This window comes from Delftia lacustris (genome assembly GCF_040267515.1).
Lineage (GTDB): Bacteria > Pseudomonadota > Gammaproteobacteria > Burkholderiales > Burkholderiaceae_C > Comamonas > Comamonas tsuruhatensis.
On sequence record NZ_CP141274.1, the window covers coordinates 5,866,000 to 5,891,132 of the forward strand.

Consider the following 25,133-nt stretch of genomic DNA (forward strand, 5'->3'; position numbering starts at 1 on the left):
CAAGCTTTCAGGGGTTTTCCTCAAAGGTGTCCACACATGATTCAGCGCCGTTCTTTGCAGCACGTCCTCGCCGCCGCTTCGCTCTCACTCATTGCCTGTGCCGTAAGCGCCGCCGATTACGCCTATATTCCCAATTCAAACAGCAGAACAATTTCGGTCATCAATACCGCGACTGGAGAACTCGCCACCACATTAAGTCCAGCAAGCATGGACGCAACGTTAAATGATAACATCTACACTCTTGCATTGCGACCAGGCGCCAACAATGAGTCGTGGTTCGGGCAATACAGATCCAACAACAAACTGGGAGTTATTGACACAACAAACAACTCCCTAAAAGCAGTTATCGACAACACTGGATCATCTGTCTCCATCACCTTTTCTGCAAATGGTGCCATCGCCTACGTCAGTGATTACGTCAATAGTAAGCTGCATATTATAGACGCCAACTCCAAACAAATCACTGCCAGCTTAAATACGGGATGCTGGACAATCTCCTCTGCACTAAGCCAAGACGGTGCCTCACTTTATGTGCGGTGTGGAGACACTGGTGAGATCAAAAAACTGGATACTGCCACCAACACGTTATCCACACTGGAAAACGTCTCAAATTCGGGATTTGGCTTGGCTTATGACCCGACAGGAGCCGGAAAACTATATACGTCGAGCAATGCTGGCAACACGGTTGGCCTCATCGATTTGGCAGACAACACGGTTACTCAGATCACAATAAGCGGTATTAATGGCCCCGCCAAGGCAGTAGCAGTTCGAAAGAATGGCAGCAAACTATATGTTGGCGGAAACAACAATGTACTGCACGTCGTTGACACTGCCAACACTTCAACACAGAAAACGCTCACACTGAGCGGTGAGGTCTCAGGTATCACGGGCCTTGGTATCTCGGCAAACGATGCGGCGCTGTATGCTGTAACAGCGAATGGCACAGTCCATGTCATTGATGTCGCCACCGATACGGAAACCAAGACGATATCTGCCGCAGCCGGCGCCTCTTCTTTATGGATCTGGGGTGACTTCCTCGGCAACGTCGTCGCCAGTGCCACGCCGGGTGGACCCTCGGTGGCATCGATTGCCCCGCAGGGCACACCATCAGCCAGCGCCACAAGCATCAATTTCGCAGTGACCTTCAGCGAAGCGGTCAACGGAGTGGATGGCACCGATTTCGCGCTGACCACTACAGGCACCGCCACCGGCACGATGGGCACGCCATCCAGTGCCGACAACGGCATCACATGGACTGTACCCGTCACTGCCATCAGCGGCACGGGCAGCCTGCGCCTGGACCTCAACAGCAGCGGCACCGGCATCGAGAGCACCGCAGCAGCCAAGCCCATTGCAGGGGGCTTCGCGACAGGAACCGTGCACAACGTTGATGTACAGGTGCCAGTCGCTGGCGCTTGTGGCACGGCGGCGGGCCAAGCCACGGCATTGGCCCCTGCAGCGGGGCTGTGCAGCGCGGGCACGGCTACGGCGATCTCCAGCGCCAGTGGCAAATACACCTGGCAGTGCCAGGGCTTGAACGGCGGCAGCGCCAACAGCTGCGAAGCCCCCTGGTCCACCGCTGGAGGCAGCAAGGCAATGGTCGCACTGCAGACAGCCAACGGTTGGCAGGTGAGCAACGCCAGCTTCAGCACCACGCCACCCGCGACCGCTCCGCAAGGCGTGACTTTCCCCTCTGGACTGCTCTCGCTGAATCTCAGCAGCGGCAACCTGGGCAGCGATGCAACCGTCACCCTGAACTTCAGCACACCGGTGCCTGCAGGCGCGGTATACATGAAGTACGGCCCCAGCCCTGATGGTTTCAACTGCCAAGGCGCAGCATGTGCTCAACCACACTGGTACCAACTGCCTGCCAACCGTGCTGTGCTGGCATCGGACCGGCTGAGCGCCACGTTGACGCTGACCGACGGCGGGCTCGGCGACAACGACGGCATAGCCAACCAATCCATCCAGGATCCGGGAGGCTTTGCACTGCTGGCAGCACCCGCCAGCACTGCGGCGATTCCCACCCTGTCTGAATGGGGCATCATCGCGCTGTCGTCCCTTCTGGCCATGTTCGGCATCGCAAGAATGCGCCGCCGCCAGGGCTGAAAACAAAAGCCACCTTCGGGTGGCTTTTTTCATTTCACCGACCGCGAAGCGAGCAACCGGGCTTACCGCTCTCTGCCGTCCCTCAATGCATTTCCTTGATAGCTCCATGGCAAGAACCCAGAACCCGGCTCCAACACAAAAAATCGTCGCCGTCAGCTGACTCAATGCCTACCATGGGTCAATACTGTAAATCCTCAATTCAATCCCATTGAGATGATCACAATGTGAATGCGATCTCAATATCAATTGGAATGCCCTACCCTACACAATAAAAAAACAATTCCTTGCAAAATAAAATCCGCCTTCATACACTCCAGTCTCCAACTTTCATGGAGGAGAACGCAATGACTGGAATTCGTCGTGATGTCAATCAAGGTGGAACTGTCTGGAATGAAACGCTAATCTGGTATTCCAAAGCCGTGGGGCACCTTTACTCTCTTCCCATTACGGACAGGACCAGCTGGAGATATCTTGCCGCCATTCATGGCATCAACAAGAGCGGCTGGATCAGTGCCGGCGTGCTTTCGGCCAAGGACCCCTTGCCACCCACCTCCGAAACCGAGGAGATGTGGGACCAATGCCAGCATGGCACCTGGTACTTTCTTCCCTGGCATCGCGGCTATCTCGCCGCATTCGAAGCCATTGTGGCGAAGACCGTCAAGGAGCTTGGCGGTCCTGCGGACTGGGCGCTTCCCTATTGGAACTACCTGAATTCCAGCAATCAGGCCGCACGCAACATACCCCAGGCTTTCCTGGAAGAGAAATTGCCGGATGGTTCTCCCAATTTCCTGGCCAAGGCCAGGCGCAATGGGTCAAAGCGCCTGGGACCAACGCCTGACATTCCCCGTGATATCACGCTGGGTTGCCAGGACTACCACCGCTTCACCAGCGCTCCCGGCACCTTGGAATACGGCGGTGGCATCACCGCCTTTTCCCATGACGGCAGCGACACTGGCGCCATTGAATCCAATCCGCACAATCTGGTTCACATCATGGTCGGCGGACTGCAGGAGCCCTATGGATTCATGTCAGACCCCGACTATGCCGCCCTGGACCCGATTTTCTGGGTGCACCATTGCAATGTGGACCGGCTTTGGGCCGCCTGGCTGACCCAGCCCGGCAACATCCAGGACAACAGCGCCGCCTGGAGCAACGGACCTGCCGGCCGCGGCTTCGTCATGCCGGACACCGAAGGAAAGCTGGCCTCCTATGATCCGGGTGAAACCCTGCCTGGCGGTGCGCTGGCCCCTGACTATGACAATCTGACCAGCGGCACGGGCGCCACCACGCTCACGGCCAGCACGGCAGGCCTCACACCGCAGGAGATCGACATGCCCGCAGAATTCTCGACGGTCCCGCCGCCCGCGCCGCGTGTACTGGGCTCCAATGCGGAGCGGGTCATCGTGGGCCGCACGCCGCGGCTGACCACCGTATCGATCGCGGACCCCGGTGCCGCAAAGGTCGAGTTGCTGCAGGCAGGCGCCGCGCTGCCGCGGCCACAGCGCTACTTTCTTCACCTGGAAGGCATTCGCGGCAATGCGCCCAGCGGCGTGCTGACGGTCTCCATCGGCTCGCCCGGGGCGGCGGCACGGCATGCAGACACCGTCGCCCTGTTCGGATTGGCCAAGGCCTCGGCCAGCGACGGACCGCATGGAGGCAACGGACTGGGCGCCACCATCGACATCACCGATGCCACGCAGGCCATCCTGGACGCAGGCGGCAGTCTGGACCAGTTGAACGTGGCCATCGAACAGCCCGAAGCCGATCCCGGGCGCGAAATCACCGTGGACCGCGTGAGCGTGGTCGCACAGGACGCCACCCGCTAAGGCTCGTGTATGGACGCGCTGCTGAGAGACCTGCGGACCGCTCCCGCGCCAGCACTGATGGCCGTGTCGGGGGCAGGCTTCATCAGCCTGGCCATCAGCCCGCCTGCCACGCCCGGCCTGTCGCTGTGCGGCTCGCTGTCCTCGGTCACGCTGGCCGACCTGTCGTCGCTGGTGCTGGACGGGCACACGCTCGGCATCCTCGGTGTGGCATGGCTGGCCATGGTCCTGGCCATGATGCCGCTGCTGGCACTGCGGCAGGTGCGCCACGCCATGCGATCGAGCGTGGCCCGCCGGCGCCTGCCGGCGGCGGGCCTGCTGCTTACGGGCTATGCGCTGGTGTGGATGGCAGCCGGGCTGGTCATGGTGCCGCTTGCCGCCCTCTTGCACGCAGCAGCGCATCCCGCGCTCATTCTTGCCTGCATTGCCGTGGCGGTCCTGTGGAGTTCATCGCCCGCAGGAACACGCGCCCACAATGCCTGCCACAGGCTGTACCCCGTGGCCGCCAGCGGCCCCACGGCCAACCGGGACAGCCTGCAGCACGGACTGCGAACCGGCGTGGCATGCGCCACGGCATGCTGGCCGTGGATGCTGGCGCCCTTTGCCTTTCCCGCGGCCTGGCACCTGCCGGCCATGGCTGTTGCTGCCGTTTTGCTTTTTGTCGAGCGCACAGGCCCATCGCTGCGGCCCGCCTGGCGCCTGCCCTATGTCCTGCGGCGCCTTCTGCACGGCAAGCCGCGCACGTCGCTGGGCCGGGCGACAAGACACTGAACCCTGTGGAGGGTGAGCCTCACCCCCGCCCGGCCAGCTCCGCCACCCCTCGCACCAGCGCGCGCCCAGCGTCCGTCGCCTTGCCGTAATGCGCCAGCAGTGCCTGTACATCGGCGTCGGGCGCATGGGAGCGCAGGGACAGCAGCACGTAGCCGATATCGACGCCGGCAAGGTGCAATTGCTGCAGTGCCGTGGCGTCGGGGACGAGGGCGCCGGACTCGAATTGCTGCAGGACCTGTTTGGCTTGGCCGGCCTTGCGGGCGAGTTCGGCTTCGCTGAGGTTCAGGCGCTGGCGTTCCTGTTGCAGGCGGGCGGCAAGGGTGGGTTCGGGGCGCTCATGCTGGATGGCGTTCGGATCAAACGAGCGGAGGCCGGTCAGCACAAAGGAAATGTCCAGGCCATGCGCAGAAATCCGTGCAAGAAACTCGGCGCTGACGGTTGCCACGTCACGCTCCCAGTCCTGATAAGTGCGCATTTTGGTGCCGCCCAGCTTGGCCATGTCCGCTTGAGACAGGCCGAGACGCTCGCGCTCCTGACGAAGGCGTTCACCAAAAATTACACGGATTTCTGCATTCATCTTGTTGACGACCACGGATTTCCGTGCAATAGTCGATGTACCTTGTAGACCTTGACTTCAAATACTACCTGACCCCTCAGGCGGCTCCTTTGCGCGCCTGTACGTTGCACGAAGGAGGTCCATGAAGCACTCCGCCGCCAAACCGTCGCGCAAGAAGCTCGCCAAGGCGGACCGCGCGCTGTTCCTGCAGGCCGCTGAAGCACTCACGCAGGCCGCGATGACCGACGAGAAGCACCGGCACAGCGGGGAGTCCGACCGCCTGCTGCGCATCGCCAGCGATGTGGCACGCCACGCGGCGCAGCCCGGCTCGACGTGCGATCTGCAGAACACGGCGTTTGACGTGGCCGCCTGCATCAATTCGGCGCGGCTGGTGCCCGGCGATGCGGAGTCAGGCCCACGCACCCGCCTGCTGGCAGTAGCGGCCCAGGCGCTGGCTCAGATATCAGAGACGCCGGTGGACGGGATCGTGTTTCCGCGCACCACGCTGTACGAATTGCAAGCGAGGCTGGACACCGGTGCAACGCCATCGCAGTGGCGCGAACTGGCCCGCGAGGCCAACTACGAGGTCCAGCAGTTGGCGCAGGTGCTGATGCAAATGGGCGACTACCAGAACACGGAGAGCCATATCGTGGCGCACGGCATGGCGGCACGCATCTCGCAGTTGTCGGAGATCGTTTACGTGGCGGCCGCCCTGCATGGCGAGCACCGTGATGAATGGGGCTCGCAGACCCTTCGTGACGTGCGCGATGTCTTTGAAGGCGGCATGGGCCGCCCGGGGTGAACCGGGTGCGGATCAGCCCTGAACGACCACGTTCTCCAGCCGCAGCACGGCCTCGCGCACTTCGCCCAGCCGCGTGTCCTGCGCCTGCGAGGCCTGCCACGCCACACCGACCCACAAAGGCCTCGCCACGCGCAAGCCGCGTCTGCACATCGGCGTCGGGCGTGGCGGAGCGCAGAGACAACAGCACCTAGCCAATATCGACTCCAGCAAGGTGCAGTTGCTGCAACGCCGTGGCGTCAGGGACAAGGTCGCCGGACTCGGACTGCTTCAGGGTCCGTTGGTCCTGGCCGGCTTTGTGGGCCATTCGGTGAAGTTCAAGCGCTGGAACTCTTGGTACAGGCGGGCGGCGAGGGTTGGTTCGGGGCGCTCGTGCTGGACGGTAAATGAGTTCCTTATGCTATCTTTGCTTAATATTGAGGTGGATAACAGCAGCAATCATGCGCAATATCATTTTGCCAAACTGGATAGCTATCGGGATCCCTGAGACAGCACATAATTACGCCACAACAGGTTCCATTAAGAGATTGGCAACGAATATCGCAGCAGCCATACGTTCCTGATGCACTCTGAGATTTCAGGACAATAGGACTTTCCAAGCTCAAATCGCAGGTTTTTCTAGGCATATTTTTCAAGTATCCCTCTTCGTCCTGGATGTCAGCTATGGTTACCTCCACCTGCATCTCGTCAGATGCTTCGTCAAGTCTGAAAAAGGCAGGAACTGATTTTTCCACAACTGCAAAAATATCGCGCTTGGACAACCAAGTTTCACCACCCTCTACACCAGAGTATAAAGTCGCAGATAAGCTATATTTCTTCAAATTATTCACTTGAATATTTTTTATCACATATTCTATAGCAACAATCATTCCTTCTTGACTGGATGTGAGCTTTATTGAATCACCCAAACCCACGACGGCACTCCTTTTAACCACCTCACCCTTGAAATGAGTGGATATTTTTACCTGCACGACCTCTTCATTCGCCAGGACGGTATCAGGAAAAATCGCACTCAATATTACAAAGAAAAAAACAAGTAAACTTTTCATAATTCTCCCCCAGAAATATTAAGAACCATAGAAATATCGCCTATTGATTTAATACAGGCGAGTTGCTCAACTTGCGCCAAGCAGCCTTCGAGAGGGAACGTGGTCCAATCAATTGAATCCTAAAACTCCAGCTTGGGAAAAGCTGAGAACTGGATAATCAAAAGCACCAAAAACCCAACTCCAAAGGTGGGCGGCATTGTTCTGGCGTGACCATCCGCCAAGAGCGGACCGGCGCAGCTGGAGTCAGCGTACGGCTACTGATTTTTAGGGGCTGGCCCAATGTTATAGGGAAATTCTATAGATGCAATAAATGCGTGTAAACAGGCTATCGATAGTTTAAGAATTTTCTTAGAAATCCTCTGCAAAAATCGACTTTTTCTGTGACAGCCAACTTCAGGCATGAACTATCTATCGTTGCAATCGCAACGACTTACAGGCGACTGGCTGTCTGGACAGTGTTGTGATGAATGGTGCGTAGCAGATCGTTTTTGATCTGTGCAGAGGACCCTTAACCTTCTGACCGATCCTGCCGATCCATGTACAGTGCCCACCGGTTGGCAAAGTTCATGGCGTGGGCCAGTCGGCGAGGCTGACTTGGACAATCGGAGTCACAAGGTGAGGCAGACTGCCTACTCGGGCCATAGGCCCCGAGTGCTCAGCTACCATCAGTGCCCCAATCACCGATGCAGTCCCCCTGGAAGGCCCTCATGCTGCTGTACGCCGATTCGCAATTCGCCTCTCCCTATGCTCTGTCCGTGTTCGTGTCGCTGAAGGTCAAGGGGATTGACTTCGAGCTGCGCACGCTGGACCTTTCGGCGGGACAGAACACCGGGGCGGACTATGTGGCGGCATCGCTCACGGCACGGGTGCCCACGCTGGTGGACGGCGATTTCAGCCTGTCGGAGTCTTCGGCGATTTGCGAGTACTTGCAGGACCGCTTTGGCGGCGCACCGCTCTACCCCCAGGATGCGCAGGCGCGCGCCCGTGTGCGCCAGGTCCAGGCCTGGCTGCGCAGCGATCTGATGGCCTTGCGCTCGGAGCGCAGCACCGAGGTGGTGTTCTACCGCCCCACGCCCACGCCGCTGTCGGATGCGGGTCAGGCGGCGGCGCGCAAGCTGTTTTCGGTGGCCGGTGCCTTCATCCGCGCGGAAGATGACCACATCGCCGGCCCATGGTCGATTGCCGATGTGGATCTGGCGCTGATGCTCAATCGCCTGGTGCTCAACGGCGATGCCGTGCCCGCGCCGCTGGCCGCCTATGCGCGCCGGCAGTGGCAGCACCCCGCCGTCCAGCAGTGGCTGGCCCTGCCCCGCCCGCCCCTGGCAGGCTGATCCGAACGGATACGGCAGGCCATGGACAGCCTTCTCTACATGGGCGTGCGGATCACGCCCGCGTCACTTCCCAGCGATGCCTCGCCAGGCGCCTGGCTGCCGCGCGCCACCTTGCTGGAGGTGGCCAGCGGCAAGGCCCTGGAGGCCATCACAGATGACCAGCCCTGCGACACGCAGCCAGAGGCCGATGCCCGCGCGCTGCGACTGGGCAAGCGCCATGTGATGAAGGTGCTGCATCAAGGCTGAGGCGCCAGGGTGCTGGCGCCTGCCCGCGCCCCTCAATCCATCTTCACGGCCACCAGCTTCCATCCCATCAGGCCTTCCCGCCTGAAAATGAAGCCGCCCGGCTCGCCGCGCGGGTGCACGAAGACCTTGGACCAGCCCTGGTACTCCACGGAGTAGTCCTTGCGCGGCGGCCCGCCCTGGGTGTCCACGCCCACGCCTGCGGCGGCCACGTCCGTGGGTTTGCCGGGCTTGCCTTTTTCCAGCATGAGCATGACGCCGTCGGGCGAGACCAGCGCCTCGGTGAACTGGCTGACCAGGCCCTGGGCCAGTTGCTGGCCAAAGCCGGCCAGGGGGTTGGAGGCTCTGTCGCCCGAGCCGCCCATCTGGGATTGCAGCCTGGCCATCATCTGGCCCTTGATGCTTTCGCGCAGCGCAGGGAAGTCCACGTAGCCGGAAAGGGCCTGGGCGTCGCGGCGCTCCACGGCCTTGCCGATCTGGTGCAGGGCGATATAGGGCGATGCATAGAGCAGTCCGGCCGCAGCCACGCAGAGGGCGGCCAGCGCACCGGCCAGTGTTTTGGGTTTCATGGATCTCTTTCGTGAAAGCGTGCCAGCGGCCACGCGCAAACGCGGATTCTAGGCGGGCCCGTCCGGCGCGCGGCGCCGGCCAGGGACGGCCCCGGGCACAGGCCGTCTCTTCCTGCCGCAGCAATGGGCAGAGAACCCCTATCAGGCCAGGGCGAATACCTGAAAAGCTGGTATTGCCTGTCCCATCCGATTCATACTATAGTTTGTAACAAATAGTTTACAAACTAATACAACATGGATCGCCATTGGCCACGCAGGCCATCGGCAAGCCAGCATCGCCGTTTCCGGGTGCCTGTGAGCCTTTGTGCAGACCGGGCATTTACCGTGAATGAAATCTCATTTTCACGACCGAGTTCTTTTTGCGAGAAATGTGAGCCATCACGGGGCGGCCTGACAACGCGAGTACCCACCAACCATCCGCAATGCATGCAAAGGACGCAGTATGAATAATTTCAAGTTATCGACTCGCCTGACCGCCTTGATTGGTTTTCTCTCACTGCTCATGATCGTGATCGGCGCTTTCGGGCTTTATGGAATCAGCGAGTCCAACCGCCGATTCAAGGTGGTCTATGAAGAGCGCCTGGTCGCACTGGGCGATCTGCTGGAAGTGCAGCGCCTGCTGCTGCGCAACCGCAATGCGGTCTCGGGCGCCATTGCCGTGCACCTGCCCGAATACACGCAGCAAAAGCAGCAGGAGATACAGACCAACATCAACGACGTGAACAAGGCCTGGGCCTCGTTCCGCCAGACCCGGATGACAGAGGAAGAGGCGCAGCTGGCCGACCGCTTCGAGGCCGTGCGCGCGCTGTTCCTGCAGGGCTTTCTGAAGCCGGCCCAGCAGGCGCTGCTGTCCGGTGACCTGGAGCTGGCCCGGCAGCTGCTGATCGACAAGGACGAGGCGCTGTACGCGCCGCTGCGTGATGTGATCGTGCAGCTGACCGCGCTGCAGACCCGCGTCGCCAAGGAGGAATACGAGGCCGCGCAATCGCTGTACCAGGTGATTTTTGCGGTGGCCGTGGGCTCCATCATCGGGGGCGTGCTGCTGGGAGTGCTGCTGGGCTGGTCCATCATCCGCAACATGGCGCGGTCGCTGCGACAGGCCATCCATACGGCCGATGCCGTGGCGGCGGGAGACCTGACGCGGCACATCGATGTGCGCGGCAAGGACGAGGTGTCCATGCTGCTGCGCGCGCTGCAGACCATGCAGGAGGGGCTGCGCGGCGTGGTGCGCCAGGTGCACCAGGGATCGGTCAGCGTGGCGGCGGCCAGCGGGCAGATCGCGCAGGCCAACCAGGACCTGTCCTCGCGCACCGAAAGCCAGGCCAGCGCGCTGCAGCAGACGGCAGCCTCCATGGAGCAGCTCAGCTCCACCGTGCGCCAGAACGCCGACAACGCGCAGATGGCCAACCAGCTGGCCCTGGGCGCCTCCACCGTGGCCGAGCAGGGCGGCGAAGTCGTGCGGCAGGTGGTCGATACCATGCGCGGCATCAGCGAGTCGAGCCGGCAGATCGCCGACATCATCAACGTGATCGATGGCATTGCCTTCCAGACCAACATCCTGGCGCTGAACGCGGCCGTGGAAGCGGCACGCGCCGGCGAACAGGGCCGGGGCTTTGCCGTGGTGGCCACCGAGGTGCGCGGCCTGGCCAGCCGCAGCGCCGAGGCCGCCAAGCAGATCAAGCAGCTCATCACCGACAGCACCAGCCGCGTGCACAACGGCAGCGCGCTGGCCGACCAGGCCGGCACGACCATGGCCGAGGTGGTGGACGCCATACGCCGCGTGACGGACCTGATGGGCGAGATCAGCGCCGCCAGTTCCGAGCAAAGCTCGGGCGTGGCCCAGATCGGCCAGGCGGTCACGCAGATGGACCAGGCCACCCAGCAGAACTCGGCACTGGTGGAGGAGATGGCCGCCGCGGCCTCCAGCCTGCGCGGCCAGGCCGGCGATCTGGTGCGCACGGTGGGCGCCTTCAAGCTGGAGGCGGCAAGCGGCCATCAGCATGCCGCCGTGGAGCTGCAGCGCAGGCAGCCCATGCTGGCAGCAGGCTGAGACGGAAAGAAACAAGAGCGAAGAGCGCGCGCGAGAAGCCGCCAGACAGGCCAGAGCAAGGCAGCAACAGGCCCTGGCCGCCGGGCCAGTGCCTGCGGCTGGCTCAATGCAGCGCGGTGCCCCTGGCGCCGCGGCTGCGCGCCATCTTGACGCGGTACATGGCCGCATCGGCCTTTTGCAGCGCGTCGTCGGCGTCAATGGAGTCCGGCCGCAGGCAGACCACGCCCACGCTGGCGCCGCCGTAGTCCAGCGTCTTGCCATCGGGCAGCTCGACCTTCATGACCGAGGCCTCCGACAGGCGCTGCTGCAGGTCGCGCGATACGGCGTCGGCCTCGCTGCCGAACAGCGGGCCCACGCCGATGAAGACGAACTCGTCACCGCCGAAGCGCGCCAGCATGTCGGCGCTGCGCAGATGGGAGGACAGGCGCTCTCCCATGGCGCGCAGCAGTGCGTCGCCGGCCTCGTGGCCGTGCTCGTCGTTCACGTTCTTGAAGCGGTCCAGGTCGATGAAGCCCACCACCACGCATTCCTGGCTGCGTGCGCAGCGTGCAATCAGCCGGCCCAGCTCGTCGGTGAGGCAGCGCCGGTTGGGCAGGCCGGTCAGCGGGTCCAGCAAGGCCAGTGCCGCCAGCTCCTGGTTGGCCTTGCTCAGGCTGGTGATGAGCTGCTCGCGCTCCACGCGCTCGGCGATGAGGTTGGCGAACAGGCGCAGCAGGCCCTGGGCCTCGGTGCTCAACGCCTGGGAGGTCTTGCTGGCCGCGCACAGCGTGCCGTAGAGCTGGCCGTCGGAAAAGCGTACCGGGGCGCTGGCGTAGGTGCGAATGCCCAGTTCACGCGCGGCCTCGGAGTCGCCCCAGCAGGCACCGACATCGGGCGTGTACATGCGGCCTTCGTCCAGGGCGCGCTTGCACAGCGTGTCGCCCCAGGGGACGACCAGGCCTTCGGGAATCTGCATCTCGCTCGCGTTGCGCGCGTACAGCACGCGCTGCTGGCCCTGTTCTTCGTTGATGGTGGTGAGATAGGTGGACTCCAGATGCGTACTCTCTTCGAGCATTTGCAGCAGGGGCCGCGTCAACTCTTCCAGAGAATGCGCCTGGGTCACGGACTGGGACAGGCGCTGGACAAGGGACTCCATGAAATACCTCTCGAAATGACGACGGAAGCAGACTGCCCGCGCGCCTGATGAGGGAATGGGAAGGCAGGCGGGCCGGCACCAATTTGGGGATTGTGACCCGGCCAGACGCAGGCGGGAAGCATCCCGGCCGCGCTGCAGGCCGACAAGCCTGCGCGCCACGCGCCGCTGTCAGCAGGCCGACACAGGCGGCCATATCACCTGCACGCGCAGGCCGCCCAGCGTGGGCGAGCGGTCGAGCAGCAGGCGTGCTCCATGCCGCTGGGCAATGGTCTGCACGATGGCCAGGCCCAGTCCGCTGCCCTGCGCCTGCTGGCCCGCAGAAGCCGCTGAAGCCGCAGAGGGCCCACGCACAAAGCGCCGCAGCACCAGTTCGCGCTCGCTTTCGGCAATGCCGGGGCCCGAGTCCTCGACCACCAGCGCGCGGCTCTGGGCATCGCTGCGCCAGCCCACATCGACGCGGCCGCCTTGCGGCACGTACTTGATGGCGTTGTCCAGCAGGTTGCGCACCAGCATCTGCAAGGCCTGTGCGTCGCCCGCCACGGCAAAGGACTGCCGCAGATGCGGGGACTCGCTCAGGCCCATGTCCAGGCCGTGCTGCTGGGCCGCCACGGCCTGGTCCGCCAGGGCCTGCTCCACCACCTCGCGCAGGTCCACGTCCGCAGGTGCGGCCGTGGCAGCGCCGTGCTGTCCCTGCATGCCTTGCGGGCCTGGGGCCGCGCCTTGTACCGTGCCTTGGGCTTCCTGCCGCGCCAATGTCAACAATTGTTCGACGAGCCGTGTGGCCCGGTCTATGCCGGCCGAAAGACGCTGCACGGCCTCGTCATGCGCGGCCGCATCGGGCGCGCGCTGCAAGGCCACCAGTTGCAGCTTGAGCGCGGCCAGCGGAGAGCGCAGCTCGTGCGCGGCGTCGGCCACGAAGTGCTGCTGCGCCTCGAAGGCCTGGCCCACGCGCTGCAGCAGCGCGTTGAGCTCGGCCACCAGGGGCCGCACCTCGTCGGGCAGGCCCTCGGCAGGCACGGGGGCCAGGTCCTGCGGGCGGCGCGCGGCCAGCTCGCGGCGCACGCGCTGCACGGGCGCCAGCGAACTGCGCACCACCCACCACACGGCCAGCGCCAGCACGGGCGCCAGCAAGGCGATGGGCAGCAGGCTTTGCCAGGCGGCATCGCGCGCCAGCGTGCGGCGCACGCGCATGTCCTGCGCCACCTGGATCACCTGCGAGCGCGTCTGCAGCGAGAACACGCGGTAGACGGTGCCGCGCGCGGGCACATCGGCAAAGCCCAGCACGGCCATCTGCGGCAATGCCGCACCCAGCGCGGACTCGAAAATGCGCAGGCCCTCGTTGGTCCAGACCTGGACGATGAATTCGTGGTTCTCATCCTCGGGCGGCGTGCCCTGGGGCCTGCCGCGCGCATCCACCGGCAGGCCGGCGCGCAGCGCAAAGGCGGTCTGCTGCATCTGGTAGTCGAACAGGGTGTCGGTCTGCAGCAGCGCGTTGCGGTAGGCCAGCAGGCCCTGCAGCAGCGCCGTGAGCACGATGGCCGCGCCCAGGAACAGGAGCAGCCGCGTGCCCAGTGCGCCGGGCAGGCGGCCGCGCAGCCGGGCGATGACAGAGGAAGCCGGCGCCGTCATGGCTTGGGCACCATGTAGCCCACGCCGCGCACATTGAGGATCAGCCCCGCGCCCAGCTTCTTGCGCAGGCCGTGGATGTAGACCTCGATGGCGTTGCTGCTGACCTCGTCGCCCCAGCCGTAGAGCTTGTCCTCGATCTGCTGGCGCGACAGCGTGCTGCCCGGGCGCGCCAGCAGCGTCTCCAGCACCGCCCATTCGCGGCCCGAGAGCACCACGTCGCGCCCCTCGACACTGGCCTCGCGCGTGGCGGGATTGAGCCGCACGCCTTCGCGCTCGTACAGCGGATCCATTGCGCCCGACGCCCGGCGCGCCAGCGCACGCAGCCGCGCGAGCAGCTCGTCCAGGTCATAGGGTTTGACCACGTAGTCGTCGGCCCCCGCATCCAGCCCGGCAATGCGGTCGCGCACGGCATCGCGCGCCGTGGCCACCAGCACCGGCGTGCGGTCGCGGCGCCCGCGCAGGCGGCGCAGCACCTGCAAACCGTCCTGCCCCGGCAGGCCCAGGTCCAGCAGCACCATGTCATAGCCATGGCCGCCACCCGGGCCGGGGCACAGGGCCGCATCGGCCTGCAGGCCGTCACGGACCCAGTCCACCGCATGGCCCTCGCCGCGCAGCAGGGTCTGCACGGCCTCGCCGATCATGGCGTCATCTTCGACAAGCAGTAAGCGCATGGCAGAAGAATAGCTCCCTGGACGGCTGGCTCAGTTCTGAGGCACATGCCGCCCGAAACTGGCGCGCTCAAACGTCAGGGACAGCGAGCAAGGGCCTAAGCCGGCCGCGCCGCCCCGCCGCGAGGCTGTCGTCCCCCTCCTTCGCGAAGCGATTAGAGAGGGGGAAGGCGCGCAGCGACTCAGGGGGTGAGCGGCGGTCACACCGCCGCTTCAATCTTCGGCATGGCCATGCGGGCCTTGGTCAGCGCCATGCCCAGGTTGGCCGTGCGCCGGCAGACGAAGACGGCCACGTAGTCGGGCATGAGCTTGCCGCGCAGGAAGACGTGGATGAGGTTGTCGCTGTTGACGATGAGTTCCTGGAAGTAGTGGTGGCCGTCGTCCTTGAGGCCGCGCGATTTCTTGAACAGGCTCTCGATCATCGAGACGTTGGGGCCGTTGAACAGGTCGGCCGTGGCAGCGGCCACGAGATCGATGACTTCGCGCGGATGCGAGTCCACCGTGCGGATGGCCAGCAGCATGCCGGAGGCGGCATCCACATAGCCGATGGCCAGACATTCGGGCACCGAACCGGCCACCTCGCTCAAAACGTTATCCAGGCTCATTGCAGCTTTCCTTTTTTGTGAATGGATGTGATCGGTCAGCCCATCTTCAGCAGCAGTGCCACTTCGTACGCATACAGCAGGTCCTCCTGGGCCTGGGACTGCACGTACTGGGCATCGATGAGGCGCACGCGGCGCAGCGCCTCGTCGGCGGTGAGGCCCTCGCGCACCAGCCATGCGGCCAGCACCGTGCCCGTGCGGCCCAGGCCGGCCAGGCAGTGCACGGCCAGCACCTCGCCCGCGCGCAGCATGGCCGACATGCGCGCCAGCAGCATCTGGATCTGGGCCACCGACGGTGATTCGTGGTCCCGCACCGGCAGGTGCAGGTTGCGCAGGCCATGGCGCTGCAGCGGCTCCTGCGGCAGGTCGTTTTCGGTCAGCGTGATCAGCACGGTGACGCCGCAGCCGCGCAGGGCCTTCAGGTCGAAGTCCATGGACTGCACCACGCCCGGTTGCGGCGCGCCCGCCAACCGGCCCGGCACCAGCCAGGCAAAGCCGCTGGGGCCACGGCTGGCCGGCACGGCCTGCGGGTCGGCCACCAGCGGCTGCCAGTCCACCAGCACGGAGGGATTGACGGCGCGCGGCCGGGCTGCTGCAGCGGCAGCGGGTGTCGGTGCGGGTGCGGGTACCGGCGCAGGCACGGGTACGGGCTCAGGTGCAGGCGCGGGCGCAGATGCAGGCATGGGTTCGGATGCAGGCTCGGCGGCCACTGCGTCCGACAGGAATTCGGAGATCGCGGCCACGGCCGCTGCAGGCAGCGGAGGAGGCAGGGGCACGCCCTCCTCCAGGTCTTCGGCCCGCGCATCGGGCGAGGCCACGGCACAGCTGCCGGTGCGCAGGAACTGCTGGCCCGCCAGCGACAGCGGCGCACGCTGGAAGGCTTCCATGGATTGCGCCTCGGCAATGCGGCCGCCGGCCAGCAGCAGCATGTCCTGCGCCACGGCCTGTGCGTGCTGCTGGTGGTGCGTGCTCATCAGCACGGCCGTGCGCTGGGCCACCTGGCGCAGCAGCTCCAGCAGCACGAAGGCCTCGTAGCCCTCAAGCTCTGCCGTGGGCTCGTCCACCATCAGCAGGGCCGGCTCGGCCAGCGCCTCGCGCAGGATGGCCACGGCACGCTGCTGCACGGGGGACAGCTGCAGCGCCGGCTGGTCGAACATCAGCGCAAGCTCGGGAAAGCCGAAGGCCTGCACCTGCGCGCGGCACCAGTCGCGCAGCGCATGCGGCACGAGCTTGAGGCGGGGCCGGGCCAGCTCGACGATGGCGTCGAAGGTGCTGGCCATCATCAGCCGGGCCTGCTGCTGCACCAGGCGCGGCGCCTGCATGGCGCCGGTCCACTCCTGGCCCGCGTAGCGCACGCTGCCCCAGCGGCGAAAGCGCGGATTGGCGGCATTGAGATCGGCCAGCGTGCGCAGCAGCGTGGACTTGCCCGAGCCGCTGGGGCCCAGCAGGGCCGTGATGCCGTGGGTGGGCAGCGTGAAGTCCACCTCAGCCAGGATGACGCGCGCGCCGAACGATGCGCCCAAACCCGCCGCCTGCAAGCTGTAGTCCTGCTTCAAAGCATGCCCTTCCTGTTTTGCCATGGGCCCTTGCGGGCGCTTCTTCCTGAAACCAGAACGGTGCACGCCCGCCTGGATGGGCCGGCAGTCTAAGCGTATTCGCTCTATCTCAAATCGTCACAATTTGAAACACCGCTAACGCAAAAGGACGCGAATTCACAGAATACAACCATCACATTGCCGCACGAATGCAGGAATCGCCAGCCACTGGCCGGTTGAATTCCCCATGCAATAAGCCCCGGCACATTCGTGCCGGGGCTGTGCGATCAATTCAGTGTGCAGGTGCTTTTCAGTCCCTTACCTCCTTTCGCTTACCCGAGACGTACGGGAACAAATATCCTGTTGCCATCGCGCCAAATCAGCACGGCCACGGTCTTGCCGGCCTTGGCCATGGCGGCGCGCACGGCCTCGATATCTCCGGCAGGCGAGCCATTGATGGACAGCAGCACATCGCCCTGCGTGATGCCGGCCTCGGCCGCCGGGCCTGCGGCGTCGGCAACGACCAGGCCGTCCTTCACGCCGATCTGCTGCTTTTCCTCGGGCTGCAGCGGGCGCAGGGCCAGGCCCAGCTTGCCCTTGCCGGCGTCGGGCTTGTCCTTGGCCACCTTGGCAGCCTTGTCGCTGGCATCGCCCAGCACGGCGCTGAGCGTGCGGGCCTCGCCGTTGCGCCATATCTCCAGCGTGACCTTCTGGCCCGGCAGCGCCTGGCCCACAAAGGCCGGCAGATCACCCGAGCCCACGATGGGCTGGCCATCGATCTTGCGCACCACGTCGCCGGGCTCCAGTCCCGCCTTGGCGGCAGGGCCGTTCTTGTCCACGCTGGACACCAGGGCGCCTTCGGGACGGTCGAGCTTGAAGGAATCGGCAAAGGCCTGGTTCACCTCCTGCACGGCCACGCCCAGCCGCGCATGCTGCACCTTGCCCGTGGCCACGATCTGCTGCTGCACGCGCGTGGCCACCTCGATGGGAATGGCGAAGGACACGCCCTGGTAGCCGCCCGAACGCGAGTAGATCTGGCTGTTGATGCCCACCACCTCGCCGCGCGCATTGAACAGCGGGCCGCCCGAGTTGCCGGGGTTGATGGCCACGTCGGTCTGCAGGAAAGGCACGAAGCTGTCGTCCGGCAGGGTGCGGCCCTTGGCGCTGACCACACCGGCCGTCACGCTGCTCTCGAAGCCGAAGGGCGAGCCGATGGCCAGCACCCAGTCGCCCACGCGCAGATCGGCCGTCTTGCCCAGCGATACCGTGGGCAGGTTCTTCGCCTCGATGCGCAGCACGGCCACGTCGGTCTTGGGATCGGCGCCCAGCACCTTGGCGCTGAACTCGCGCCGGTCGGTCAGCTTGACGGTCACTTCCTTGGCGCCGCGCACCACGTGGGCGTTGGTCAGGATCAGGCCGTCGCTGGAGACGATGAAGCCCGAGCCTTCGCCGCGCGTGGGCACATCGCGCTGGGGCTGGCCCTGGCCCATGCCCGGCATGCCGGGCACGCCGAAGCGGCGGAAGAATTCAAAGAACGGATCGTTGGGGTCCATGCCCGGCACGCCCTGCTGCCCCTGGCGCGCTGCGGCCTCGTCGCCGTCCTCGCCCATGGCACGCGAGCTGCCGACCACGCTGATGTTGACCACGGCCGCGCCATTGCGCGCCGTGATGTCGGCAAAGTTGGGCGCCGCCACGGCGCCGGCGGGAGAAGCAGGAGAAGCGGCAGAAGCAGGCTGTGCTGCAGGCGCAAACAGCGACGTGGCGGCACGCGCATCGCCATGCACCACACCAACCAGACCGGCGCCTGTGGCGCCCAGGGCGCCGATGGCACCTGCGGCCACCAGGGCCAGCACCAGACGGCGGGGAGTCGACAGAATCTTGTTCATGGCAGACCTTTCCTCAAAAGCAGCGTTCCTTGCTGCGTTGGTGAGAAGTCTGAAGGGGCAGACTTAGGCGAGGCTTAGAAGCGCTGGCCCTCACCCATCCATTCTGCGCAAAACCCAGCAAAGCGCTGCACGACCTGCCTGGGCTTGAGGCTGCGGGACTGAGCAATGCCCAGGGTGACAACCGCCACCTCGTCCTTGAAGGGTCGGATGATGAAATCCGCTCCATCCACCGTGCGCGTGGACTGCAGGGGAAAGTTCAGGATGCTGAATCCCAGTCCATTGGCCACCATGCCGCGCACGACCTCGGGCTGGGCGGAGCGGAAGGCAGGCACGGGCCGCTCGCCCACGGCGTCGAACAGCCGCGCGAAATACTCCCGGCTGTGGGGCAGGTCGAGCATGACATAGGGCTCTGCAAGCAGGCTCTTGAGCGTGACGGCGCGCTGGCGGGCCAGTCGGTGCCGCGCCGGCAGGATGGCGTAGGGAGGCAGCGTGCGCAGCGGCTGGAAGGCGATGTCGTCGGTGAGGTCTATGTCATAGGTGAGGGCCAGGTCCAGCGTGCCGTCGCGCAGGCTGGTGAACAAGTCCTCCTGGTGGGCTTCGGCCGTGCGGAAGGTGATGCCCGCATGCTCCGCCACGAAACGGCTGATGAGCCCGGCCAGCAGCGGCGGGGCCAGCGAAGTGAGGCAGCCCAGCGCAATGCTGCCCGACATACCCGAATCTAGGCTGCGCGCAACGCCTTGCAATTCTTCCGCGTTCTTGAGCAGGCTTCGGGCCATGCCCAGTATTTCGCGCCCAGCCTGGGTCAAGGACAGCCCGGCCGCATGGTGGCGAATGAACAGCTGCACACCAAAGGATTCCTCCAGCTCGGCGATCGCCGTGGAGATCGACGGCTGCGAGACATGCAGCATCCGCGATGCGGCAGTGAAAGACAGCGCCTGGGCCGTGGCGACGAAGTAGCGCAGCTGGCGAAGCGAGTACCGCAGCGATAGGTTTTCCACGGGCTTGGCTCCAGCGGCAACGAAGGCTCTACATAAAACAAAACTATGCAATGCATCTTATTAATATTCTTTATAAATAACCACTTTCTCCCTAAATTTCCTCCCCAGACAGACCCATCTGACCCACGGAGGACGACATGCAGACAGCAGACCAGGGGCACTTTGCCCAGGCCCCGAACAAGGCACGGGGAGACAGCGCCCCATGACAGCCAATCCCATTTCCATCGACACGCTGGTGGTCGGCGCGGGCCAGGCCGGCGTGGCCATGAGCGAGCATCTGGGCCGCATCGGCGTGCCCCACCTGGTCTTGGAGCGCGAGCGCATTGCCGAACGCTGGCGCACGGGCCGCTGGGATTCGCTGGTGGCCAACGGCCCCGCCTGGCATGACCGCTTTCCCGGCTTGGAGTTCGACGATCTGGACGCGGATGCCTTCGCACCCAAGGACCGGGTGGCCAAGTATTTCGAGGCCTATGCCAGAAAGTTCGGCGCCCCCATACGCACCGGCGTGGAAGTGACCCGGGTGGTACGCAATACGGGCATCGAAGGTTTTACCGCAGAGACCTCCGAGGGCCTGGTCCACGCTCGCCGCGTGGTAGTGGCAACCGGGCCGTTCCAGCGCCCGGTGATCCCCGCGATAGCCCGTGAAGACAAGCGGTTCACACAAATCCATTCCGCGCACTATCGCCACCCCGGGCAATTGCCCGAAGGCGCCGTGCTGGTGGTGGGAGCTGGTTCATCGGGCGTGCAGATCGCCGATGAACTGCAGCGCGCCGGCCGCAAGGTCTATCTGTCGGTGGGCCCGCATGACCGGCCACCGCGCTCTTACCGCAACCGCGATTTCTGCTGGTGGCTGGGCGTGCTCGGCGAATGGGACAAGGAGACGGCCGCACCGGGCAAGGAGCATGTGACTATTGCCGTCAGCGGGGCGCGCGGCGGCCAGACCATCGATTTTCGCCGCCTCGCCCATGAAGGGATCACGCTGGTGGGCGTGACCCGGGTCTTCGATGATGGTGTCGTGTCCTTCGCGCCAGACCTGATCACCCATCTGACGCGCGGCGACGAGAACTACCTGTCGCTGCTGGACGCAGCGGACGCCTATGTGGCACGCAACGGCCTGGACCTTCCAGAGGAGCCAGAGGCCCGGCGCATGCTGCCCGATCCGCCCTGCGTCACGCAGCCGCTGGCGTCGCTGGACCTGGTGCAGGCCGGCGTGTCCTCCATCGTCTGGGCGACCGGCTACGCGGTGGACTACCGCTGGCTGCAGGTCGATGCCTTCGATGCCAACGGCAAGCCGCGACACCAGCGCGGGGTTTCGTCCGAGCCCGGCATCTATTTCCTGGGCCTGCCCTGGCTGTCGCGGCGCGGCTCCAGCTTCATCTGGGGCGTCTGGCACGACGCCCGGCATATCGCAGACCACATCGCCATACAGCGCCAGTACCTCGCCTACCGCGATGCAGCCCATCGCACGCCCTTGCACGGGGCGCCCACCCAGACCGCCCATCCCACTGGAGCGCAATGATGCCCGCCCACACACAGCCCCCTACCCACACGCGCATCCGGATGTTCAACACCAAGGACACCTATCCCAACCAGTCGCTGGACAACGACCTGTGCCAGGCCGTGCGCGCCGGCAACACCGTCTATGTGCGCGGCCAGATCGGCACCGATTTCGAGGGCAACCTGGTCGGCCTGGGCGATCCGCAAAAGCAGGCCGAGCAGGCGATGAAGAACGTCAAGCAGCTGCTGGAGGAAGCGGGCAGCGACCTGTCGCACATCGTCAAGACCACCACCTACATCATCGACCCGCGCTACCGCGAGCCCGTCTACCGGGAAGTGGGCAAGTGGCTCAAGGGCGTGTTTCCCATCTCCACGGGGCTGTGCATCTCGGCCCTGGGACAGCCGCAGTGGCTGATGGAGATCGACGTGATCGCGGTCATCCCCGAGGGCTGGCAGCCCGGCGCGCAGTGAGGAGCAGGACATGACCTTCTCCATCATCGGGCGCTGCGCGCAAAGCGGCCAATTGGGCATCGCCATCAGTTCGTCCAGCATCGCGGTGGGTGCACGCTGCCCCTGGGTCCAGGCCGGGACAGGAGCCGTTTCCACCCAGAACATCACCCTGCCCGCACTGGGTCCACGCATCCTGGCTTTTCTCGAAGATGGCGCGTGCGAGCCCGCACAGGCACTGGGCCAGGCACTTGGCACGGACCCGGGTAGCGAATACCGGCAGGTGACGGTCATCGACCGGCAGGGCCGCACGGCGTTTTTCAGCGGCGGGCAGGCACTGGGCCTGCACAGGGCCGTGGCCGGCGATCAATGCGTGGCCGCAGGCAACCTGCTGGCCCGCGAGGCGGTGATCGACGCGATGGTCCACGCCTTCGAACACGCGCAGGGCGTACTGGCCGACCGTCTGCTGGCAGCCATGCATGCCGCCATGGCTGCGGGGGGTGAAGCCGGCCCTGTGCATTCGGCCGCGCTCAAGGTGGCCGGCGAAGCCAGTTGGCCCAGCATCGACCTGCGGGTGGATTGGGCGGACGAAGACCCCATAGCCCGGCTCGACGCGCTCTGGCAGGCGTATCGGCCGCAGATGCAGGACTACCTGACGCGCGCTCTGGACCCCACGGCCGCACCCCGCTATGGAGTGCCTGGCGATGAATAAGCCGACAAGCCGCGACCTGCTCAGGTCACTGGTCGGATTTCCGACCGTCAGCCGGGACTCCAATCTGGCACTGATCGGCTTCATCCAGCGCTACCTGGCCGACCTGGGGGTGCAAAGCGAGCTGCTGCACAACGCCGAGGGCACCAAGGCCAATCTGTTCGCCACCATCGGCCCACGTGACCGTGGCGGCATCGTCCTGTCCGGGCATACGGACGTGGTTCCCGTGGACGGGCAGGCCTGGACCATGGAGCCTTTCCGCCTCACCGAGGCCCATGGCCGCCTGTATGGCCGGGGCACGGCCGACATGAAGGGGTTCATCGCCTCGGTGCTGGCCGCAGTGCCGCTTTTCCTGCGCCAGCCCCTTTCCATGCCCGTGCACCTGGCTTTTTCCTACGACGAGGAGGTGGGCTGCCTGGGCGTGCGGTCCCTGCTGTCGGAACTGCAAAACCGCCCCCACAGGCCACGCCTGTGCCTGATCGGCGAGCCTACGGAACTGCAGCCGGTGCTGGGACACAAGGGCAAGCTGGCGATGCGATGCCGCATCCAGGGCGCGGCCTGCCATTCGGCCCATGCGCCGCGCGGCGTCAATGCCATCGGATACGCGGCGCGCGTGATCCGCAAGCTGGACGAGATCGCCGCAAGGCTGTCGCGGCCCGAGCACCACGACCCGCGCTTCGATCCGCCGTTCTCGACGGTGCAGGTCGGCGTCATCCAGGGCGGCCGCGCGCTGAACATCGTGCCTGCCGAGTGCGAGTTCGATTTCGAGGTTCGCGCCCTGCCGGGCTTCGACGCGCATGAAGTGGCGTACGAACTGCAGGACTATGCCGAGACCGATCTGCAACCACTCATGCAAGCGGTGCAGCCCGGCACCGGCATCCGCTTGCAGCCGCTGAGCGCCTACCCGGGACTGGCCACACCGCCCGAGAGCGAGGCTGCGCAACTGCTGACCCTGCTGAGCGGGCGCAGGGATTTCGGCACGGTGGCCTTCGGTACGGAAGGCGGACTGTTCGACCAGGCGGGCATCCCCACGGTGGTGTGCGGGCCGGCCAGCATGGACCAGGGGCACAAGCCCGATGAGTTCATCACCGTGGAACAACTGCAGGCCTGTGACGCCATGCTGGCCCGCCTGACGGCCCACCTGACGCACGTTGACGGTGCCACCCAGGACCCGGCCCGGCCACAAGCGGAGGACAGCCGCCATCCACAGTGACCGCAGCGGCAGATGCCGCGATTTTCCACCTACATAAAACATCGGACGCACCCAACGTGCCAATGCACAGGCACACGGACGTCACGCAACCGCAACTCCACTATCTGGAGGAGACACCATGGAACACAACGACAACACCCTGCGGCTGGAAGACAGCACCATCCAACCCATTCCCGCCCATGAACGGCATGGCAAGGCCAGCGACCTGTTCACCATCTGGTTCGGCACCAACGTCATGCTGCTGACCGTGGTCACCGGGGCGCTGGTCGTCACGGTGTTCAAGCAGCCGTTCTGGTGGGGCACGCTGGCCATAGTCGTCGGCAATCTGGTCGGCGCGGTATTCATGGCGCTGCATGCGGCGCAGGGCCCTCAGCTGGGGGTGCCCCAGATGGTGCAGACGCGCGGGCAGTTCGGCTCGCTGGGCTCTTTGCTGGTGGTGGGCCTGGTGGTGGTCATGTATGTGGGCTTCTTCGCCTCCAACCTCGTGCTGGGCGGACAGTCGCTGCACAGTCTGAGCAGTGCCGTGACGGTCAACCAGGGCGTGGTCGCGGTGGGCCTGCTGAGCCTGGTGGCCACCATCTTTGGCTACCGGCTGATCCACGTCTACACGCGGCTGCTGACCTGGTGCGCAGGCGCGGTGTTGGTGCTGGCCTTCGCCTGGATCATCTTCGTGCACGGGCTGCCGGCCGATCTGCTGTCGAAGAACGCACCCAGCCTGACGGGATTTCTGGGCAGCATGTCCATCGCCGCGCTGTGGCAGATCGCCTATGCGCCCTATGTGTCCGACTACTCGCGCTACCTGCCGGCGGACACCGGCCCGCGCGTGGCCTTCTGGGCCAGCTATGGCGGCTGCACCCTGGGCTCGATCTTTCCGATGGTGCTGGGCGCGCTCGTGGGCCTGACGGTGGAGGGCGATGACATCGTAAAAAGCCTGAGCACGCTGACGCAGGGCATCAGTCCGCTGGTGATCAGCGTGCTGACGCTGGGCATCGCGGCCACCAACGCCATGAACCTGTACTGCGGCGCGCTGTCCACGATCACCATCGTGCAGACGCTGCGGCCTTCCTGGTCGGCCAAGGCGGCGGCGCGCGCGGCCTGTGCCTGCCTGCTGTTCGGCATCGCCTTGACGATTGCGCTGGCCGGCCAGGACAACTTCCTGGCCACCTACACCCACTTCATTTTGTTGCTGTTGTGCGTAATGGTGCCCTGGACTGCGGTGAATCTGGTGGACTACTACCTCGTCCGCCACGGCCAGTACGACGTGGATTCCTTCTTCCGCCAGGACGGCGGCATCTATGGGCGCTTCAACGGCGTGGCCATCTTTTCGTACGCCTTTGGCATTGCCGTGCAACTGCCTTTTGTTGCCACCGATCTGTACACCGGCCCCGTTGCGAAGATGCTGGACGGCGCGGACATTTCCTGGATCGTCGGGCTGATACTGACATCGGTGGTGTACTACGCGTGCCAGAAGCGCTTTGCGCCAATCCCCGCCCCCATGGCCCTGCCATGACATC

General features: G+C 64.8%; 22 protein-coding genes. 12 read left to right on the plus strand and 10 right to left on the minus strand.

Features of this window, described 5'->3' with window-relative positions; translation table 11 throughout:
- Nucleotides 1-36 precede the first annotated feature (36 nt).
- The 3 genes from U6958_RS28395 to U6958_RS28405 all read left to right on the plus strand — a co-directional run bounded on the left by U6958_RS28395 (nucleotide 37) and on the right by U6958_RS28405 (nucleotide 4,703).
- Entirely contained in the window at nucleotides 37-2,109 is a 2,073-nt protein-coding gene (locus U6958_RS28395) for an IPTL-CTERM sorting domain-containing protein (protein ID WP_244160496.1), read from the plus strand.
- A gap of 329 nt (nucleotides 2,110-2,438) precedes the next feature.
- The gene (locus tag U6958_RS28400; protein WP_227468446.1) at nucleotides 2,439-3,935 is read left to right on the plus strand and encodes a tyrosinase family protein; all 1,497 of its coding nucleotides are present in this window, start codon (nucleotides 2,439-2,441) and stop codon (nucleotides 3,933-3,935) included.
- Between the two features lie 9 nt (nucleotides 3,936-3,944).
- Nucleotides 3,945-4,703: a DUF2182 domain-containing protein gene (locus U6958_RS28405; protein ID WP_074922798.1), complete on the plus strand. Its 759-nt coding sequence runs from the start codon at nucleotides 3,945-3,947 to the stop codon at nucleotides 4,701-4,703.
- Between the two features lie 19 nt (nucleotides 4,704-4,722).
- Here the strand turns inward: U6958_RS28405 and U6958_RS28410 are convergent, their stop codons facing one another.
- Entirely contained in the window at nucleotides 4,723-5,295 is a 573-nt protein-coding gene (locus tag U6958_RS28410; protein WP_225971056.1) for a helix-turn-helix domain-containing protein, read from the minus strand.
- A 106-nt stretch (nucleotides 5,296-5,401) separates the two neighbouring features.
- Between U6958_RS28410 and U6958_RS28415 the strand changes: the two genes are divergently transcribed.
- Nucleotides 5,402-6,061: a hypothetical protein gene (locus tag U6958_RS28415; protein ID WP_074922797.1), complete on the plus strand. Its 660-nt coding sequence runs from the start codon at nucleotides 5,402-5,404 to the stop codon at nucleotides 6,059-6,061.
- A 407-nt stretch (nucleotides 6,062-6,468) separates the two neighbouring features.
- Here U6958_RS28415 and U6958_RS28420 read toward each other — a convergent pair whose 3' ends face one another.
- On the minus strand, nucleotides 6,469-7,107 hold the full coding sequence (locus U6958_RS28420; protein ID WP_143044609.1) for a hypothetical protein: 639 nt from the start codon (nucleotides 7,105-7,107) through the stop codon (nucleotides 6,469-6,471).
- Nucleotides 7,108-7,814: 707 nt separating this feature from the next.
- On the opposite strand from U6958_RS28420, the gene yfcF reads away from it, so the two are divergent.
- Nucleotides 7,815-8,438 (plus strand): glutathione transferase, encoded by a 624-nt coding sequence (gene yfcF, locus U6958_RS28425; RefSeq protein ID WP_074922796.1) that lies wholly within the window; start codon nucleotides 7,815-7,817, stop codon nucleotides 8,436-8,438.
- A 21-nt stretch (nucleotides 8,439-8,459) separates the two neighbouring features.
- A complete protein-coding gene (locus tag U6958_RS28430; RefSeq protein ID WP_016453212.1) occupies nucleotides 8,460-8,684 on the plus strand; it encodes a hypothetical protein in 225 nt (74 codons plus the stop codon).
- A gap of 32 nt (nucleotides 8,685-8,716) precedes the next feature.
- On the opposite strand, the gene U6958_RS28435 is transcribed toward U6958_RS28430, so the two are convergent.
- Entirely contained in the window at nucleotides 8,717-9,250 is a 534-nt protein-coding gene (locus U6958_RS28435; protein WP_074922795.1) for a DUF2939 domain-containing protein, read from the minus strand.
- Nucleotides 9,251-9,692: 442 nt separating this feature from the next.
- Here U6958_RS28435 and U6958_RS28440 point away from each other — a divergent pair, with 442 nt between their 5' ends.
- Entirely contained in the window at nucleotides 9,693-11,300 is a 1,608-nt protein-coding gene (locus tag U6958_RS28440) for a methyl-accepting chemotaxis protein (protein ID WP_016447912.1), read from the plus strand.
- Nucleotides 11,301-11,403: 103 nt separating this feature from the next.
- Here U6958_RS28440 and U6958_RS28445 read toward each other — a convergent pair whose 3' ends face one another.
- The 7 genes from U6958_RS28445 to U6958_RS28475 all read right to left on the minus strand — a co-directional run bounded on the left by U6958_RS28445 (nucleotide 11,404) and on the right by U6958_RS28475 (nucleotide 19,753).
- Nucleotides 11,404-12,435 carry a sensor domain-containing diguanylate cyclase gene (locus U6958_RS28445; RefSeq protein ID WP_016453209.1) on the minus strand — a complete coding sequence of 344 codons (1,032 nt, stop codon included), beginning with the start codon at nucleotides 12,433-12,435 and terminating at the stop codon, nucleotides 11,404-11,406.
- A gap of 168 nt (nucleotides 12,436-12,603) precedes the next feature.
- On the minus strand, nucleotides 12,604-14,064 hold the full coding sequence (locus tag U6958_RS28450; protein WP_074922794.1) for an ATP-binding protein: 1,461 nt from the start codon (nucleotides 14,062-14,064) through the stop codon (nucleotides 12,604-12,606).
- A complete protein-coding gene (locus U6958_RS28455; protein WP_017405435.1) occupies nucleotides 14,061-14,735 on the minus strand; it encodes a response regulator transcription factor in 675 nt (224 codons plus the stop codon). The genes U6958_RS28450 and U6958_RS28455 overlap by 4 nt, the downstream gene beginning before the upstream one ends.
- A gap of 197 nt (nucleotides 14,736-14,932) precedes the next feature.
- Complete coding sequence (locus U6958_RS28460; RefSeq protein WP_012203525.1) at nucleotides 14,933-15,337, minus strand: hypothetical protein; 405 nt, start codon at nucleotides 15,335-15,337, stop codon at nucleotides 14,933-14,935.
- Between the two features lie 35 nt (nucleotides 15,338-15,372).
- Nucleotides 15,373-16,914, minus strand: a complete 1,542-nt coding sequence (locus U6958_RS28465; protein WP_244160495.1) for an ATP-binding cassette domain-containing protein — start codon at nucleotides 16,912-16,914, stop codon at nucleotides 15,373-15,375.
- A gap of 287 nt (nucleotides 16,915-17,201) precedes the next feature.
- Nucleotides 17,202-18,755, minus strand: coding sequence for a Do family serine endopeptidase (locus U6958_RS28470; RefSeq protein ID WP_016447917.1), 1,554 nt, complete (start codon nucleotides 18,753-18,755; stop codon nucleotides 17,202-17,204).
- A 74-nt stretch (nucleotides 18,756-18,829) separates the two neighbouring features.
- A complete protein-coding gene (locus tag U6958_RS28475; RefSeq protein ID WP_074922792.1) occupies nucleotides 18,830-19,753 on the minus strand; it encodes a LysR family transcriptional regulator in 924 nt (307 codons plus the stop codon).
- A 202-nt stretch (nucleotides 19,754-19,955) separates the two neighbouring features.
- Between U6958_RS28475 and U6958_RS28480 the strand changes: the two genes are divergently transcribed.
- The 5 genes from U6958_RS28480 (at nucleotide 19,956) to U6958_RS28500 (ending at nucleotide 25,129) form a co-directional block, all read left to right on the plus strand.
- Nucleotides 19,956-21,272: an NAD(P)/FAD-dependent oxidoreductase gene (locus U6958_RS28480; protein WP_016453205.1), complete on the plus strand. Its 1,317-nt coding sequence runs from the start codon at nucleotides 19,956-19,958 to the stop codon at nucleotides 21,270-21,272.
- Nucleotides 21,272-21,721, plus strand: a complete 450-nt coding sequence (locus U6958_RS28485; RefSeq protein ID WP_074922791.1) for a RidA family protein — start codon at nucleotides 21,272-21,274, stop codon at nucleotides 21,719-21,721. Before U6958_RS28480 ends, U6958_RS28485 begins: the two co-directional genes overlap by 1 nt.
- Before the next feature lie 10 nt (nucleotides 21,722-21,731).
- Complete coding sequence (locus U6958_RS28490; RefSeq protein ID WP_074922790.1) at nucleotides 21,732-22,409, plus strand: DUF1028 domain-containing protein; 678 nt, start codon at nucleotides 21,732-21,734, stop codon at nucleotides 22,407-22,409.
- Nucleotides 22,402-23,619: an acetylornithine deacetylase gene (gene argE / locus U6958_RS28495; RefSeq protein WP_016453202.1), complete on the plus strand. Its 1,218-nt coding sequence runs from the start codon at nucleotides 22,402-22,404 to the stop codon at nucleotides 23,617-23,619. Before U6958_RS28490 ends, argE begins: the two co-directional genes overlap by 8 nt.
- A 118-nt stretch (nucleotides 23,620-23,737) precedes the next feature.
- On the plus strand, nucleotides 23,738-25,129 hold the full coding sequence (locus U6958_RS28500) for a cytosine permease (protein ID WP_074922789.1): 1,392 nt from the start codon (nucleotides 23,738-23,740) through the stop codon (nucleotides 25,127-25,129).
- Nucleotides 25,130-25,133 lie beyond the last annotated feature (4 nt).